The organism is Homoserinimonas sp. A447, assembly GCF_054489325.1.
This window is the reverse complement of the sequence record NZ_JBTMWW010000001.1, coordinates 2,080,003-2,095,321: the sequence shown is the minus strand read 5'-3', so window position 1 is coordinate 2,095,321 and position 15,319 is coordinate 2,080,003. Positions and strand designations below refer to the sequence as shown.

Here is a 15,319-nt window from a genome sequence, read left to right as displayed (position 1 = left end):
GCGGGCTGCTGCTGTAATGGGGCGTTTGTTCGGAACCGACGGGGTCCGCGGTCTCGCAAATCGAGACGTCACCGTTGAGCTTGCCCTCGGGCTTGCCCAGGCGGCTGCAGTTGTGCTCGGAAAAGGGCGATTCGCGGACGGCCGCCGGGCATCCGGTCGCCGGCCCATCGCGGTGGTCGCTCGCGACCCCCGGATCTCGGGCGAGTTCATCTCGGCGGCGGTTGCTGCCGGGCTGTCGAGTTCCGGTGTTGATGTGCTCGACGCCGGTGTCATCCCGACGCCGGCCGCCGCGTTCCTGATCGGCGACATCGGTGCCGATTTCGGTGTCATGATCTCGGCATCGCACAACCCGGCACCCGACAACGGCATCAAGTTCTTCGCTGTCGGTGGAACGAAACTGCCCGACATCGTCGAGGATCGCATCGAGGCGGCGCTCAGCAACGGAAAGCTGGCTCCGACCGGTGTCGAGGTCGGGCGCATCACCCGCTTCGCCGACGCCGAAGACCGCTACGTCCTCCACCTGCTGGCGACGCTTCCGCATCGGCTGGACGGCATCCACGTCGTGCTCGACTGCGCCAACGGTGCCGCCGCGGGTGTCTCGCCCCAGGTGTTCACGGATGCGGGTGCTCGCGTCACCGTGATCGGTGCCGACCCGGACGGCCTCAACATCAACGACGGGGTTGGGTCGACGCACCTGGACAACCTGGCGAAGGCCGTGCTGGAGCACGGAGCGGATGTCGGCATCGCCCACGACGGTGACGCCGACCGCTGCCTCGCTGTCGACCACCGCGGCAACCACGTGGACGGCGACCAGATCATGGCGATCCTCGCGGTCTCCATGAAAGAGCGCGGCATCCTCGCGAAGAACACACTGGTCACCACCGTGATGAGCAACCTCGGGCTGCGCCTGGCGATGGCCGAGCACGGCATCGAGATGCTCACCACCGCTGTCGGCGACCGTTACGTGCTTGAAGCGCTGGGTGAGCACGGCCTGAACCTGGGCGGCGAGCAGTCGGGCCACGTCATCATGAGCAACCACGCCACCACCGGTGACGGCATCCTCACCGGGTTGCACGTTCTCTCCGAGATGGCGCGAACCGGCAAGAGCCTCGCCGAACTGTGCGACATCATGACGGTGTATCCACAGGTCATGGTGAACGTCCGTGACGTCGACCACCACCGCATCCGCGAAGACGAGGTCATCGCAGCCGAAGTGGCCGCATGGGAGGAGAAGCTCGGCGACAGCGGGCGCATCCTGTTGCGGCCCTCCGGCACCGAGCCGATGGTCAGGGTCATGGTGGAGGCGGCTGAACTGGCGACCGCTGAGAGGGTGTCGGCCGAACTGGCCGAGCTGGTGCGCTCCCGCCTCGCGCTGTAACTGCTGTCAGATCTTGCGCAGCAGGATGCTGTGCACCGCATGCTGTGAGTTCTTGCGCAGCACGGCAGTGGCGCGCGACCGCGTGGGGCGGATGTTCTGGGTCAGGTTGGGCTCGTTGATGCGGCCCCAGATGTCCCGGGCGGTGCGCCGGGCATCCGCTTCACTGAGCGAGGCGTACCGGTGGAAGTACGATTCCGGGTTGGTGAACGCGCCGCGCTGGAGCTTCAGGAACCGCTCCTCGTACCAGGTGGCGATGTCTGAGGTGCGGGCGTCGACGTAGACGCTGAAGTCGAACAGGTCGCTGACCGCGAGACGGTGTTGCGTGGTGGGCGGCTGCAGCACGTTCAGGCCCTCCATGATGAGAATGTCGGGCTTGTGCACCACGACCTGGGCATCCGGGACGATGTCGTAGCTGAGGTGCGAGTAGAGCGGCGCGCGCACCTCTTCCACCCCGCTCTTCACGTTGCTGACGAACCGCAGGAGTGACCGCCGGTCGTAGGACTCGGGGAAGCCCTTCCGCTCCATCAGGCCGCGGCGCTCGAGTTCGGCGTTCGGGTACAGGAAACCGTCGGTGGTGACCAGTTCCACTCGGGGGGTGTGCTCCCAGCGGCCGAGGAGCTCGCGCAGCAGCCTGGCGATGGTCGACTTGCCCACCGCGACGGATCCGGCCACGCCGATCACGAAGGGGGTGCTGGGGGCCCGCTGGCCCAGGAACTCGCTGGTCGACTGGTGCAGCCGCTTCGCGCCAACGGCGTAAAGGTTGATGAGCCTGCTCAGCGGCAGGTAGACATCCGCCACCTCGTCGAGGTTGAGCACGTCGCCGAGGCCGCGGAGCCCGAGCACTTCGGCCGGGGTGAGCGGGGATTTCGTCGAGCCGGCGAGGGCAGCCCAATCAGCGCGCTCGATCTCGACGAACGGGGTTCCCGTTCCGTTGGCGGGGGTGGCTTCGGACACCCGAGAAAGCCTAGTCTGATGCCGGCTGGCGGGTGGTTCAGCCGGCGTACCGTAAAATCAGGCCCATGTGTGGAATTGTGGGTTATGTAGGCAGCGCCAAGAGCATCGAAGTCCTCATGGGCGGCCTTCGACGCCTCGAGTATCGCGGGTACGACTCCGCCGGCGTCGCCGTCCTGGACGCGGATGGCACCCTCGGGGTGCGCAAGCGCGCCGGGAAACTGCAGATGCTCACGGACGAGCTGGAGTCCAACCCGGTGCCCAACGGGTCGACCGGTATCGGCCACACGCGTTGGGCGACCCACGGCGGCCCCAACGACGAGAACGCCCACCCGCACCTCGGCGACAACGGCAGGCTCGCCCTCATTCACAACGGCATCATCGAGAACTTCGCCGAGCTCAAGCAGGAACTGCTGGCCGAGCACCCGGACACCGTCTTCACCAGCGAAACCGACTCTGAGGTCGCCGCCATCCTGGTCGGACTGGCCTATCAGGAGCATGGCGACCTGGCCACTGCGCTACGCACCGTGGTGTCGCGCCTGCACGGGGCGTTCACCCTGCTCGTCATGCACTGCGACCAGCCGGGTGTCGTTGTCGGCGCCCGCCGCAACTCCCCCCTGGTCATCGGGCTGGGTGACGGCGAGAACTTCCTGGGGTCGGATGTCGCCGCTTTCGTCGAGCACACACGGCGCGCCATGGAGATCGGTCAGGACCAGCTGGTCACCATCACGCCGGACTCCGTTGTTGTCACCGACTTCGACGGCAACACCGTCGAGGCGACAGAGTTCGAGGTCTCCTGGGACGCGTCAGCTGCGGAGAAGGGCGGCTGGTCCAGCTTCATGGCGAAGGAGATCAGCGAGGAACCGGAGGCGGTGGCCAAGACGCTGCTGGGTCGTTCCGTCGACGGGGTTGTGCACCTGAGCGAACTGGATGCGCTGGGCGAGGATGTGCTGAAGGGCGTCACCCGCATCGTCATCGTCGGCGCCGGTACCGCCAACTATTCCGGAATGCTGGCCAAGTACGCGATCGAGAAGTGGACTCGGATCCCGGTGGACGTCGAACTCTCCCACGAGTTCCGCTACCGCGACCCGGTGCTGACGCCGACCACCCTGGTGGTCTCGATCAGCCAGTCCGGCGAAACCATGGACACCCTGATGGCGGTCAAGTACGCGGCGGCCAACGGCGCACGCACGATCTCGGTCTGCAACACGCAGGGTGCGACGATTCCGCGCGAGTCGGACGCCGTCATTTACACCCATGCCGGCCCTGAGGTGGCCGTCGCCTCGACGAAGGCCTTTGTGGCGCAGGTTGTTGCGCTCTACCTGCTCGGCCTGCACCTTGCCGCCGTGCGCGGCACGCTGTCCGATGCGGAGGTTGCATCGATGCTGGTCGAGTTGCAGAACGTGCCTGCGCAGATGGACACCGTTCTCGAGCAGCGCGACTCGATCAAGCAGCTGGCCGGCTGGATGGCGGACACCCGTTCGGTGCTGTTCCTGGGTCGCAACGTCGGCTTCCCGGTGGCACTGGAGGGCGCCCTCAAGCTCAAGGAGATCGCCTACATCCACGCGGAGGGCTTTGCCGCCGGTGAGTTGAAGCACGGTCCGATCGCGCTCATCGAGCCCGGTATTCCGGTGTTCGTCGTCGTGCCCAGCCCGCGGGATCCTGACTCGCTGCACAAGAAGGTCGTCTCGAACATCCAGGAGATCCGCGCTCGCGGCGCCAGGGTGCTGGTCATTGCCGAGCAGGGGGACGCATCCGTTCTTCCTTACGCGGATGTCGTGATCCCGCTTCCGCTGGCCGGCCCGTTGATCGAGCCGCTGCTCGCTGTCATTCCCCTGCAGGTCTTCGCCCTCGAGCTCGCCGCGGCGAAGGGGCTCGACGTCGACCAGCCGAGGAACCTCGCCAAGTCAGTCACGGTCGAGTGAGCGGTGGAGCTATGAAGATTGCGAAGCAATCTCGCGACCCCAGCTCCGACGGAGCCTGCGACGTCGGTTTCGCAGCTCAGCGCTCGAAAGAGCTCCGTTAAGTGATCGTCGGCATCGGCGTCGACCTGGTGGATGTCCCGCGGTTCGAACGGGCCGCGAGCCGGACGCCGAGGTTGCTCGACCGCTTGTTCGCCCAGAGCGAACAGCACCCGGATGGCCGCACCCTCCCACTGCGTTCCCTCGCCGCTCGCTTCGCGGCGAAGGAGGCACTCATCAAGGCGATCGGCGATTCCGAAGGGGTGCGCTGGCACGACATCCGGATCGTCTCGAACGACCTCCGCAACCCGTCGTTCGAGTTGGCCAATCGCGTGGCAGAGGTCGCAGATGAGCGCGGCATCGCCACTTTTCACCTGTCGATGAGCCACGATGCCGACCTCGCCATCGCGTACGTGATCGCTGAAGGAGCGGCATGAGCAGACCACTGCGTGAGGCGCGCATCGATCTCGGAGCCATCTCGGCGAACGTCGAGACGCTCCGGAGAATCGCCGGAACCCGGTTCGCCATGGCCGTGGTCAAGGCCGACGGCTATGGGCACGGCGCCCTGCAATCGGCACGAGCAGCCCTGGAGGGCGGGGCGGACTGCATCGGGGTCGCTGACGCCTCCGAGGCGTTCGCCCTGCGTTCCGCCGGCCTGACCGCCCCGCTGCTGGCCTGGATCCACAGTCCGGAGAGCACCTTCGACGCCGAGTTGGCGGCCGACATCCAATTGGGAGTCAGCTACGCCGAACAGCTCGAGCAGGTCGCGGCAGCCGGCGGTCGGGCATCCGCCCCCGCGCGCGTGCACCTGAAAGTCGACACCGGACTCGGCCGCAACGGCATGGTAGCCACCGAGTGGGAGCGGGTCTTCGAGGCCGCGGCCGAGCATGAGCGGCAAGGACGCATCCGCGTCGTCGGCCTGTTCAGCCACCTCTCCGGGACCAGTCGGGCGGATGACCTGGCACAGGTCGCGACCTTCGAACGGGCCGCGGCCATGGCGAAGCAGGCCGGGCTCGCGGTGGAACGACTGCACCTCGCCGCGACAGCGGCCACGATCCGGGTGCCGGAGGCGCGATTCGACATGGTGCGGCTTGGCGTCGGCATCTACGGGCTCTCCCCGTTCGAAGACACCACGGCGACCGAGCTGGGGCTGCGACCGGCGATGGAGTTGAGCGCGTCGATCATCTCGGTGAAGCGGGTTCCCTCGGGCAGCCCGGTGTCATACAACTACACCTATCGCACGACGCAGGAGAGTACCCTCGCCCTCGTGCCGCTCGGGTACGGCGACGGCATTTCGCGGCACGCCTCAGGCAAGGGGCCGGTGATGATCGGTGGCAAGGTGTACCCGGTCGCCGGCCGCGTGGCCATGGACCAGTTGGTGGTCGACGTCGGCGACGATCCGGTGAAGGTCGGCGACCGCGCTGTGCTGTTCGGCGACCCCGCGACCGGCGCGCCGACGGCCGCCGACTGGGCCGTTGCCGCCGGAACGATCAACTACGAGATCGTCACTCGCATCGGCGGCCGGGTGGAGCGGACCTGGCAGTGACCAGCATCACCATCGCAACCCCGGAGGAGATGGCGGAGCTCGGTGCCACCATCGCCACCGAATTGCGTGCCGGTGACGTGGTCGCCCTGAACGGTGAACTGGGCGCGGGCAAGACAACGCTCACGCGCGGGCTCGGTGAGGCGCTCGGCATCCGCGGCACAGTCACCAGTCCGACGTTCGTGCTGGCGCGCACCCATCCGCGGCTGTCCGGGGGAGCACCCCTGGTGCACGTCGATGCCTATCGGCTGGGTGATGCGGCCGAGCTTGACGACCTCGATATCGACTTCGACGCGTCGATCGTGGTGGTGGAGTGGGCGGCCGGCATGCTGGATGCGATCGCGGATGCGTGGCTGCAGGTGGACATCCGCCGCCCCATTGGCGGGCAGGAGACCGAAGAGGGAGTCGAGCCGCGGGAGGTTCGGTTGACCGGTCACGGCGAACGTTGGAGCGCTGTCGGCTGGGCCGGCATCAATTGGGGCGGGAATAGGCTGGCCTGATGCTCCTCGCCATTGACACGTCAGCGGGCACCAGCGTTGCGGTCGTCGACCGCGACCGCGGGGTCATCGCCGAGTTGAGCGAGCCGGACACGCGCCGTCACGCCGAAGTCATCGGTGAGCTGATCAACGGATGCCTTCGCGATTCCGGGGTGACTGTGCCCGAGCTGTCCGGCATCGCCATCGGCATGGGCCCCGGCCCGTTTACCGGGCTCCGGGTCGGCATCGCGGCAGGCAACGCGTTCGCCCTCGGGGCAGGGAAGCCGCCAGTGCGCGTGGTGAGCCACGATGCCATCGCATTCGAGAGCTACCGTGCCGGGGCATCCGGGCCGTTGCTGGTGGTGACGGATGCCCGGCGCCGAGAGGTGTACTGGTCGGCGTACGACGGTGTCGACGACGCCGGAATACCGGTGCGGGTCGGGGAACCGGGCCTCGCGCGCCCCGACGATCTCACGGAGGCGGTACCCCGGTTCGGCAGCTTCGCCCGGCTGGATGCACAGGTCGTCTCCGCGGGTGCCCTCGGCATGCTGGCGGAGACCATGTTCTCCGCCGGCCGGCCATTCGCCGGCTCAGAGCCGCTCTACCTCCGGTCGCCGGACGTGACGGTGTCCAGCGGTCCGAAGAGGGTGAGCTGATGGCCTGGATGCTGCGCCGCGCAGGCGAGGACGACCTGAACGCGATCATGGCCATCGAGACGGCAACCTTCGAGGCGGATGCCTGGTCCACCGAATCGATGCGTGCCGAGTTGCGGAGCCCGCACACCTATTACCTCGTCGCCGTGAGGGTCGACGAGCCGGACGAGGTCGACGGCTATGCCGGGCTTCTCGCCCCGGTCGGCGCCGGGGATGCCGACATCCAGACCATCGCCGTCGCGGCATCGGCCAGGCGTCAGGGTCTTGGCCGTACCCTTATGCGGCAATTGATGACCGAAGCGCACCAGCGGGGTGCGGCTCGGCTCTTCCTCGACGTGCGGGCAGACAACCCCGGCGCCCAGAAGCTTTACAAGGCGCTCGGGTTCGAACCGATCGCCGTTCGTGCCGGCTACTACCAACCGGACAACGTGGATGCCGTGGTGATGCGGCACACGCTCCTGCCGCTGGCGCCACGATTGGCAGGTGGGTCGTCATGAGCGCGCTCGTCCTCGGCATCGAGACCAGCTGCGACGAGACCGGTGTCGGCATCGTTCGCGGCACGCAGCTGCTTGCCAACGTCATCGCGTCCTCCATGGACGAGCACGCGCGGTACGGCGGCGTCGTGCCCGAGATCGCGGCGCGAGCACACCTCGAAGCCCTCACGCCAACGCTGGGCGCCGCCCTCGCTGAGGCAGGAGTCACGCTGGAGGACCTCGACGCGATCGCCGTCACCAGCGGCCCAGGCCTGTCGGGCGCCCTCATGGTGGGGATCGGCGCGGCCAAGGCGCTGGCGGTGGCCCTCGACAAGCCCCTGTACGCCGTCAACCACCTGGTCGGCCACGTCGGCGCCGATGTGCTCCAAACGGATGTGACTGCTCGCCCGCTGGAATACCCCACCATCGCGCTGCTCGTCTCCGGCGGGCACACCTCCCTCCTGCACGTGCGCGACCTGATCGCCGACGTCGAATTGCTGGGCGAGACCATCGATGATGCGGCGGGCGAAGCGTTCGACAAGGTCGCCCGGCTGCTCGGGCTCCCGTACCCTGGCGGGCCGCAGATCGACCGGCTGGCTGCGACTGGCGACCCCACGGCCATCCGCTTCCCCCGTGGACTGAGCAGACCTAAAGACCTCGAGAAGCACCGCTACGACTTCTCGTTCTCCGGGCTGAAGACCGCGGTGGCGCGCTGGGTGGAGCAGCACCAGGACGCCGGTGACGACATTCCATTGGCGGATGTCGCCGCCAGTTTTCGGGAGGCGGTCGTCGATGTGCTGCTCACCAAGGCGATCGCCGCCTGCCTCGACCGGGGCGTTCCGCGGTTGCTGCTCGGCGGGGGTGTCGTCGCGAACGCTCGCGTGCGGGAGCTTGCCGGGCAACGGTGCCGGGAGCACGGCATCGAGTTGCGGATTCCGCCGCTCTCGCTCTGCACAGACAACGGTGCCATGATCGCGGCGCTCGGTGCCCAGCTGATCGAGGCCGGGCATCCGCCATCGTCCCTCGGGTTCGGTGCCGACTCGACTTTGCCGGTCACCACGGTGCAGGCTTGAACGCGGTGCAGGCGTAACAGTCCGTCTCACGTTGACACTCCAATAGGGGTAGTGCCACGATTGGCAGCGCTGAATCGTTTTCACCAACCAAAGGAGCCAGCACCATGTCCGACACCACGCCTCCCGCCCAGCCGGAGCCGACCCCGCCGAACAGTGGCTACACGGCCGGGCCCGCTGGCACCCCTTACGCCAGTGGTGCGGCACCGGCCAAGGCCCCTGTGCTGAGCATCATTTCCCTGATCGCCGGAATCGTCGGCTTCCTGGGTGCCTGGATCGTCGTCATCCCGATCGTCGGATCGATCCTCGGCCTGTTCATTCCGGCGGCCGCCATCATCCTCGGTGTGCTCGGCAAGAAGAAGGAGCCGCAAGCATCCAAGGGCCTGTGGCTGACCGGCATCATCCTCGGAATCGTGAGCCTCGCCATCGCCGTTATCGGCCTGATCTTCTGGATCGTCGCGTTCGCGAGCGCGGGCGCATCCGGGGCCTTCAACTACTAGTACCGGACTCTGGTTCTGCAGGGGTGCGCTGTCAGCAGCGTGCCCCTGCTGCAGTTAAGTGAGGGTGGCTTCGCTTCGATAACATGTGCACATGACAACAGAAGACCCGAGCACGCCGGCCCCATCCGCGCAGCCGACCCAGGCTCCAGTCGCCCCGGCAGCGCAACAGCCCTATGGGCAACCTGCCTACGGCCAGCCGGGCCAATCCCCGTACTACGCCCCTGCCGGTTACGGCCAGCCGGCGCCCCCTCGCGGGCTGAGCATCGCCTCGATGGTGTGCGGCATCGTAGGACTGGTGCTGTCGTTCTTCCTCATGGGTTTCCTTCCCGCGCTCGCCGGGGTCATCCTCGGGCACATCGGAATGAAGAGGGAACCGACTGCCAAGGGCTTCTCCCTGACCGGGATCATCACCGGGTATGCCGGACTTGCGCTGGCGTTGATCGTTCTCCTTTTCACGCTGGCTCTCGTGTTCATCCCGCTCTGGTTCGTCGGCACGGCGGCGAGTACCGGGGCCCTCTACTCCTGAACTACGCCGAGCGCGGGTCGACCCTTCACGCGCCGGTCAAGTTTCGCCCGCCGTCGCAAGATTGACGCGCGCTCGGCGGCGCTCGCTCAGTCGTTCAGTCGCTCAGGCGCGCTGTGCGAGCAGGGCGACCCGCTTGCCGCCGGCCCTGGTGAGGATGAGAGTCGCCGAGTCCGCGCCCTTGAGCGACAGCTTCCTGCGGAACTCCGCCGGGTCGATGTCCACCCCGCGCTTCTTGATCTCGAGGGTGCCGATCGAGCGTGCCGTCAGCTCCTTACGGATCGACTTCACATCGAGCGGCAGCTTCGCGACCACCCGGAACCGCGCGGCGAACGGCGTGTCGGTGGCCGTGTCGGCGGTCAGGTAAGCGATGTCGTGGTTGAGCATCCGCCCACCGAGTGATCGGGCGAGATCGCCGATCAGGCGGGCGCGGATGACGGCGCCGTCCGGCTCGTAGACGAACTCGCCGAGGGTGCCGACTTCGGCGTCCTCGCTGTCAGCGCCCGCCGTCAGCTCCGCCCGCCCGTGACTGCCGATGACCAGGGCGGAGCGGCGGATGCCCGGCCTCGCCACACTCCCGAACCACAAGCCGAGCTCCACCACGTCGTGGTCGACGGAGACCCACTGCGCCTCGGCGTCCGCGGGGATCAGGTCGCGGTCGATGCCCGGTCCCAGCTTGATGCCGGTGGGCATCCGCTCGCCCAGGCCGAAGGCGAAATCCAGCGACGGCGACCAGTCGGCCGGGTCGGCCAGCCGCTTCTTCTCGTTGCGGCGGGCCGGGTCGAGGTAGACGCCATCGACATCGTCCAGGGCGACGGTGGTCGCGTCGGCGTGCACCACGGTGACCTTCGGCCAGGGTGCCAGATTGTAAGCGGCGATGGCCGCGGTCGCCTCGTCGGCCTCCACCGCAGTGACCTCGAGGTCCAGCGCGGCGAGAGCCAAGGCATCCGCCCCGATGCCGCAGCCGAGATCGGCGACACGCGTCACGCCGGCCGCCTGGAACCGGCCGGCATGGAGCGCGGCAACGCTCAGCCGGGTGGCCTGCTCGAGGCCGTTCTCGGTGAACAGCATCCGGGCGGCGAACGGCCCGAACTTGGCCGGCGCTTTCGCCCGCAGCCTCGACTGGGTGAGAACGGCCGCGACCATGGCTGGGGAGTGCCCGGCGTCGCGGAGCGCTGAGACGGTGCGCACGATATCCGCTTTCGAATCGAAAGCGGGCAGCGAGTCCAGAAGCCGAAGCCCGTCGGCGGACAGCAACTCGAGCAACTCCGACTTCTGCATCCCCCCATTGTTCCCGTTCCGGTCGGATGTGCCCCGCGCAACAGGCGCAATCCTCCGCAACGGGCACTTCCGGGTGGTGGTTGTTGGCACTCACGTTGCACGAGTGCTAGTCGGGCAGTACAGTTGTTCTGGCACTCTCATAGGGAGTGTGCTAACCGAAGTTTTCGAAGTAATGAGAAAGAGGTCAACCGTGTCGGTGTCCATCAAGCCGCTCGAAGATCGCATTGTCATCAAGCAGGTCGAGGCAGAGCAGACCACTGCTTCCGGCCTCGTCATCCCTGACACCGCGAAGGAAAAGCCCCAGGAGGGCGAAGTTATCGCTGTCGGCCCCGGCCGCATCGATGACAACGGCAACCGCGTTCCCCTCGACATCGCCGTTGGCGACAAGGTCATCTACTCCAAGTACGGCGGAACCGAGGTGAAGTACGGCGGGGAAGACCTGCTCGTGCTCTCGGCTCGCGACGTGCTTGCAGTGGTCGTTCGCTAGTTCCGCGCTCCACGCGCACAACAGGGGGCCCTCCGGTGAAAGCCGGTGGGCCCCCTGTCATTCAGTGACTCAGTGTCGTTCAGAGACTCTCTGTCGTTCCATGACTTCCTGCCATTCACCGGCTCGTGACAGACACCGGATGAGCACCGGTGGCGGTGGGCGACGGATGTGATTTCCCGGCCGGTAGGATTCAGCGAGTGGCCAGCCCTGTAACCCCCGCTCGCAGCGACGCCGAATCGCGTCAGCGGTCCGGCGTCTTCTTCGCCGTGGGAGCCTACGGGTTGTGGGGCGTGATCCCCGGGTACTTCCTGCTTCTCGCCCCAGCTGGCGGCGTCGAGATCGTTGCCTGGCGCATCCTGTTCTCCCTGGTCTTCTGTGCCATCCTCCTCACGGTGACCCGCAAGTGGCCGGCCTTCATAGCTGTTCTTCGCAGGCCTCGCCTGGTTTTCGCCACAGCCCTGGCCGGTGCTCTCATCTACGCGAATTGGCAGATCTTCGTGCTGGCCGTACTCGACGGGAAGATCGTCGAGACCGCGCTCGGCTACTTCATCAACCCCATTGTCACCGTGCTGCTCGGCGTCTTCCTGCTGCGTGAAAGGCTTCGGCCGCTGCAGTGGCTCGCGGTCGGGGTCAGCGCGATCGCCATCGTCGTGCTCGCTGTCGGATACGGTTCCATTCCATGGGTCGCCCTCGCTCTCGCGCTGTCCTTCGGCCTGTACGGACTTCTCAAGAAGAAGGCCGGAGTGTCCGTCGACGCCATCACCGGACTGACGCTGGAGACACTCTGGCTGTTGCCCGTCGCATCCGTGATCCTGGTCATTGTGGGCGCAACCAGCGGGATCGTGTTCGGAACGGTGAGCGCAGGGCACACGGCGCTGTTGCTCTCCGCCGGCGTGGTCACCGCGGTTCCCCTGCTGCTGTTCGCTGCAGCGGCCAGGCGCATTACCTTGGTGGCGCTCGGCCTCTTCCAGTACCTGGCACCCGTGCTCCAGTTCCTTTTCGCCGTCCTGATCATGCACGAAGAGATGCCGATCGAACGCCTGATCGGGTTCGGCCTGGTCTGGGTCGCGCTTGCGATCCTCACCTGGGACCTCGTTGCCCACGGCCGGGCGGCCCGTCGCACCCTCCCGCTCCCCGCATAAACGGTAGTGTTCTGCTGTTCCCGGCGAATGCCGGGTGACGAGAGGACTCCTGGCGTGTCGCGCACCCGACGCTTTCAAGCCGGTCTGGCAATAGTGGCTGCGGCCTGCCTGCTGAGCGGATGCTCGGCGGCCCCTGCCCCCACGATGAGCCCCACCCCCACAGCCACGCCGCTGCCGGCCGGCGACGGCATCCTGACGATCGGAACGCTGTTCCCGGTGACCGGGCCACAGGCGTTCATCGCGCCGGCGCAGGTCGCCGGCGTCGACCTCGCCGTGAAGGAGATCAACGAGACCGGCGGAGTGCTCGGCAAGTCGATCGTCGTCGTGCACGCCGACTCGGGCGAGGCGAAAGAGAAGAAGCTCGAAGCATCCTTCGATGCGCTCGTCGAGAAGCAGGTCGACGTCATCATCGGCCCGTCTTCATCGGTTCTGGCGGAGCGCATCCTGCCTCAGGCGGTCACCGCGGGGATCCCCCTCATCTCGCCGGCGGCCACAGCCCCGCGGCTGAGCGCCCTGGACGAAGACGGCATGCTGTTCCGCACGATCTCCTCTGCAGCCATGCAGGGCACGGTTCTCGCCGAGCTCGCCAGCGCTGGCGGAGAGGCACGCCTCGCCGTCATCTATTTCGATGACGACACTGGCCGGGCCACGGCTGCCACTGTCACGGCTGCGGTGTCCGAACTCGGCGGTCGACTGGTCGCCTCTGAGAAGTTCACGTCTCAGGTCAAGGATTTCGCCCCCATCCTGGCCACCGTGACGGCGTCCCAACCGGACGCCGTGATCCTGGCCAGCCCGTTCGGGGCGATGGAGCAGAACAAGGCACTCATCACTGCGCTGACCGCGGCGAGCCTGGGCAAGGAGCGACTGTGGCTGATCGGCGGGAACCTCGCCGACTACTCGCAAGCACTGCCGGCCGGGACCCTCATCGGCGCGCGCGGTGTCATCGAAGGTGCCGAACCGGACAAGGCGTTCCAGGAGAGAGTGAAGTCCGTCGGCGCACAAGTCACCGACTTCCGTTATGCGGCCGAAGCCTACGACGCCGTGATGCTGGCGGCGCTGGCCGCGGTCGTCGCCGGAAACGACAGCGGACTCGCGGTGGCCAGGAGCCTGGTCGACGCCTCGGCCGGCGGGATCAAGTGCCTCAGCTACGGCGAGTGCCGGACCGTTCTGAAGACCCGGGATGACATCGATTACGACGGTATTTCCGGGCCGGTCAACCTGACCAGGGACGGCGACCCGGACCGTGCCCACTTCGGGGTGTACCAGTACAACGCCGAGAACAAGTTCACCCGGGTAGACGGGGTTGTCGCGGGTTAGCGCCATTTGACGGGCGTTACAGGGCTGTAATGCGAATCACTTGTATCTGGCGCCATTCCCCAATAGCTTGGCATCAACGGCAGTGCCCTGCCGTGTCTCACATTCTGAACGCAAGGAGCAACATGAGCGTATTCGCGAAGGCCACGGCCTCCCGCTCACGGACGCGCAAGACAGTCATCGCTGGCATCGCCGCCATCGGTGCAGCAGCACTCGTGCTGACTGGCTGCGCCCCAACCGAACCCGACGCAGCGCCCGGTGGGGAAGATCGGGATCTCACCCTGAAGATCGGCACCCTGCTGCCACAGACCGGTGGACTGGCGTTCCTCGGCCCGCCAGAAGAAGCTGGCGTTGCACTCGCAGTCAAGGAGATCAACGAAGCAGGGCTCGGCATCACAGTCGAGGTTGAGTACGGCGACTCGGGTGACCCCGACAACAAGGCGTACGCAACCACCGTCCCGAACCTGCTCGGCCAGGACGTCACGGCGATCATCGGTGCCGCGGCATCCGGTGTCTCCAAGCTTGTGATCGACCAGATCACCGGTGCGGGCGTTCTGCAGATCTCCCCGGCAAACACCTCGCCGGACTTCACCACCTGGGATGACGACAACCTGTACTGGCGTACAGCACCGTCCGACCTCCTGCAGGGCGAAGTCCTCGGAAACCAGATCGCAACCGACGGCGCAAGCACGCTCGGCATGATCGTTCTGAACGATGCCTACGGCACCGGACTCCAGAAGGTCACGCAGGAGACGTTCGAAGCTGCCGGCGGCGAAGTTGTTGCTGCCCCGATGTTCAACACCGGTGACACCAACTTCTCGGCGCAGATCTCCGAAGTCATGGCTCAGAACCCTGACGCACTCGCCCTGATCACCTTCGACGAGGTCTACACCATCGCCCCTGCACTCAAGGACGCTGGCTTCGACATGTCCAAGGTGTACCTGGTCGACGGTAACCTCAAGCAGTTCGGTGCTGACCTTCCCCCGGGAACCCTGGTCGGACCTGACGGCGAAGGTGCCAAGGGAACCACACCTGGCCCGGTTCTGGAAGACGACTTCCAGGAGCGCCTGAGCGCCGCATGGATGGAAGAACTCGGTGGCTCTGAGCCGCTGAGCGACTTCAGCTACGCAGCCGAGTCGTACGACGCTGTCATCCTCCTCGCGCTGGCTGCACTCGCTGCCAACTCGGTGGATGGTGCGGACATCGCCAGCAAGATGCAGGAAGTCTCCGGCGGATCCGGCGACGGTGAGAAGGCAACCGACTTCGCGTCGGCCGCCCAGATCATCCTCGACGGTGACGTTGCCGACTACGACGGCTACTCCGGCCCGATCACGTTCGACGAGAACGGCGACCCGACCGAAGCCACCATCGGCATCTTCCAGTACGGCGAAGACAACATGCACACCCGCGTCAACTAAGTTCGCTTAGCTGACACAGGAGGGCCCCGGCTGATGCCGGGGCCCTTTGTCGTGCCCGGTGCACTTCTTGCGTAGTTCTTGCGCCAAGCAGGTCGAGCTCGTCGAGCGCCGTACTGAGCTTGTCGAAGTGACCAGCCGAGCTTGCCGAG

The 15,319-nt window shown here is 66.7% G+C and carries 16 protein-coding genes; 14 read left to right on the top strand and 2 right to left on the bottom strand.

Going from position 1 to position 15,319, the window contains the following annotated elements:
• Positions 1-16: 16 nt before the first annotated feature.
• Positions 17-1,378: a phosphoglucosamine mutase gene (glmM, locus tag ACX3O0_RS10225; RefSeq protein WP_459088518.1), complete on the top strand. Its 1,362-nt coding sequence runs from the start codon at positions 17-19 to the stop codon at positions 1,376-1,378.
• Between the two features lie 6 nt (positions 1,379-1,384).
• On the opposite strand, the gene coaA is transcribed toward glmM, so the two are convergent.
• Positions 1,385-2,332: a type I pantothenate kinase gene (coaA, locus tag ACX3O0_RS10220; RefSeq protein WP_459107644.1), complete on the bottom strand. Its 948-nt coding sequence runs from the start codon at positions 2,330-2,332 to the stop codon at positions 1,385-1,387.
• A 65-nt stretch (positions 2,333-2,397) separates the two neighbouring features.
• Between coaA and glmS the strand changes: the two genes are divergently transcribed.
• The 9 genes from glmS (at position 2,398) to ACX3O0_RS10175 (ending at position 9,531) form a co-directional block, all read left to right on the top strand.
• Positions 2,398-4,254, top strand: a complete 1,857-nt coding sequence (glmS, locus tag ACX3O0_RS10215) for a glutamine--fructose-6-phosphate transaminase (isomerizing) (RefSeq protein ID WP_459107643.1) — start codon at positions 2,398-2,400, stop codon at positions 4,252-4,254.
• Positions 4,255-4,355: 101 nt separating this feature from the next.
• Positions 4,356-4,727, top strand: a complete 372-nt coding sequence (locus tag ACX3O0_RS10210; RefSeq protein WP_459107642.1) for a holo-ACP synthase — start codon at positions 4,356-4,358, stop codon at positions 4,725-4,727.
• A complete protein-coding gene (alr, locus tag ACX3O0_RS10205) occupies positions 4,724-5,836 on the top strand; it encodes an alanine racemase (RefSeq protein WP_459107641.1) in 1,113 nt (370 codons plus the stop codon). Before ACX3O0_RS10210 ends, alr begins: the two co-directional genes overlap by 4 nt.
• On the top strand, positions 5,833-6,333 hold the full coding sequence (gene tsaE / locus ACX3O0_RS10200; protein ID WP_459107640.1) for a tRNA (adenosine(37)-N6)-threonylcarbamoyltransferase complex ATPase subunit type 1 TsaE: 501 nt from the start codon (positions 5,833-5,835) through the stop codon (positions 6,331-6,333). Before alr ends, tsaE begins: the two co-directional genes overlap by 4 nt.
• Complete coding sequence (gene tsaB, locus ACX3O0_RS10195; protein WP_459107639.1) at positions 6,333-6,965, top strand: tRNA (adenosine(37)-N6)-threonylcarbamoyltransferase complex dimerization subunit type 1 TsaB; 633 nt, start codon at positions 6,333-6,335, stop codon at positions 6,963-6,965. The genes tsaE and tsaB overlap by 1 nt, the downstream gene beginning before the upstream one ends.
• The gene (gene rimI, locus ACX3O0_RS10190; RefSeq protein ID WP_459107638.1) at positions 6,965-7,459 is read left to right on the top strand and encodes a ribosomal protein S18-alanine N-acetyltransferase; all 495 of its coding nucleotides are present in this window, start codon (positions 6,965-6,967) and stop codon (positions 7,457-7,459) included. Before tsaB ends, rimI begins: the two co-directional genes overlap by 1 nt.
• Entirely contained in the window at positions 7,456-8,508 is a 1,053-nt protein-coding gene (gene tsaD, locus ACX3O0_RS10185) for a tRNA (adenosine(37)-N6)-threonylcarbamoyltransferase complex transferase subunit TsaD (protein ID WP_459107637.1), read from the top strand. Before rimI ends, tsaD begins: the two co-directional genes overlap by 4 nt.
• 104 nt (positions 8,509-8,612) lie before the next feature.
• On the top strand, positions 8,613-9,005 hold the full coding sequence (locus tag ACX3O0_RS10180) for a DUF4190 domain-containing protein (RefSeq protein WP_459107636.1): 393 nt from the start codon (positions 8,613-8,615) through the stop codon (positions 9,003-9,005).
• A gap of 91 nt (positions 9,006-9,096) precedes the next feature.
• Positions 9,097-9,531 (top strand): DUF4190 domain-containing protein, encoded by a 435-nt coding sequence (locus ACX3O0_RS10175; protein WP_459107635.1) that lies wholly within the window; start codon positions 9,097-9,099, stop codon positions 9,529-9,531.
• A 102-nt stretch (positions 9,532-9,633) separates the two neighbouring features.
• Here the strand turns inward: ACX3O0_RS10175 and ACX3O0_RS10170 are convergent, their stop codons facing one another.
• Complete coding sequence (locus tag ACX3O0_RS10170) at positions 9,634-10,809, bottom strand: THUMP-like domain-containing protein (RefSeq protein ID WP_459107634.1); 1,176 nt, start codon at positions 10,807-10,809, stop codon at positions 9,634-9,636.
• Positions 10,810-10,981: 172 nt separating this feature from the next.
• Here ACX3O0_RS10170 and groES point away from each other — a divergent pair, with 172 nt between their 5' ends.
• The 4 genes from groES (at position 10,982) to ACX3O0_RS10150 (ending at position 15,170) form a co-directional block, all read left to right on the top strand.
• Positions 10,982-11,296, top strand: coding sequence for a co-chaperone GroES (groES, locus tag ACX3O0_RS10165; RefSeq protein ID WP_459088494.1), 315 nt, complete (start codon positions 10,982-10,984; stop codon positions 11,294-11,296).
• A gap of 197 nt (positions 11,297-11,493) precedes the next feature.
• A complete protein-coding gene (gene rarD, locus ACX3O0_RS10160) occupies positions 11,494-12,438 on the top strand; it encodes an EamA family transporter RarD (RefSeq protein ID WP_459088492.1) in 945 nt (314 codons plus the stop codon).
• Between the two features lie 54 nt (positions 12,439-12,492).
• Positions 12,493-13,755, top strand: coding sequence for an ABC transporter substrate-binding protein (locus ACX3O0_RS10155; RefSeq protein WP_459107633.1), 1,263 nt, complete (start codon positions 12,493-12,495; stop codon positions 13,753-13,755).
• 122 nt (positions 13,756-13,877) lie between these two features.
• Positions 13,878-15,170, top strand: coding sequence for an ABC transporter substrate-binding protein (locus ACX3O0_RS10150; RefSeq protein WP_459088488.1), 1,293 nt, complete (start codon positions 13,878-13,880; stop codon positions 15,168-15,170).
• Positions 15,171-15,319 lie beyond the last annotated feature (149 nt).

Bases quoted from the DNA above. Each gene is read 5' to 3' on its own strand.
- glmM (WP_459088518.1), top strand. From the start codon at position 17: ATGGGGCGTTTGTTCGGAACCGACGGGGTCCGCGGTCTCGCAAATCGA.
- glmS (WP_459107643.1), top strand. From the start codon at position 2,398: ATGTGTGGAATTGTGGGTTATGTAGGCAGCGCCAAGAGCATCGAAGTC.
- alr (WP_459107641.1), top strand. From the start codon at position 4,724: ATGAGCAGACCACTGCGTGAGGCGCGCATCGATCTCGGAGCCATCTCG.
- tsaB (WP_459107639.1), top strand. From the start codon at position 6,333: ATGCTCCTCGCCATTGACACGTCAGCGGGCACCAGCGTTGCGGTCGTC.
- rimI (WP_459107638.1), top strand. From the start codon at position 6,965: ATGGCCTGGATGCTGCGCCGCGCAGGCGAGGACGACCTGAACGCGATC.
- tsaD (WP_459107637.1), top strand. From the start codon at position 7,456: ATGAGCGCGCTCGTCCTCGGCATCGAGACCAGCTGCGACGAGACCGGT.
- ACX3O0_RS10180 (WP_459107636.1), top strand. From the start codon at position 8,613: ATGTCCGACACCACGCCTCCCGCCCAGCCGGAGCCGACCCCGCCGAAC.
- ACX3O0_RS10175 (WP_459107635.1), top strand. From the start codon at position 9,097: ATGACAACAGAAGACCCGAGCACGCCGGCCCCATCCGCGCAGCCGACC.
- ACX3O0_RS10170 (WP_459107634.1), bottom strand. From the start codon at position 10,809: ATGCAGAAGTCGGAGTTGCTCGAGTTGCTGTCCGCCGACGGGCTTCGG.
- groES (WP_459088494.1), top strand. From the start codon at position 10,982: ATGAGAAAGAGGTCAACCGTGTCGGTGTCCATCAAGCCGCTCGAAGAT.
- ACX3O0_RS10150 (WP_459088488.1), top strand. From the start codon at position 13,878: ATGAGCGTATTCGCGAAGGCCACGGCCTCCCGCTCACGGACGCGCAAG.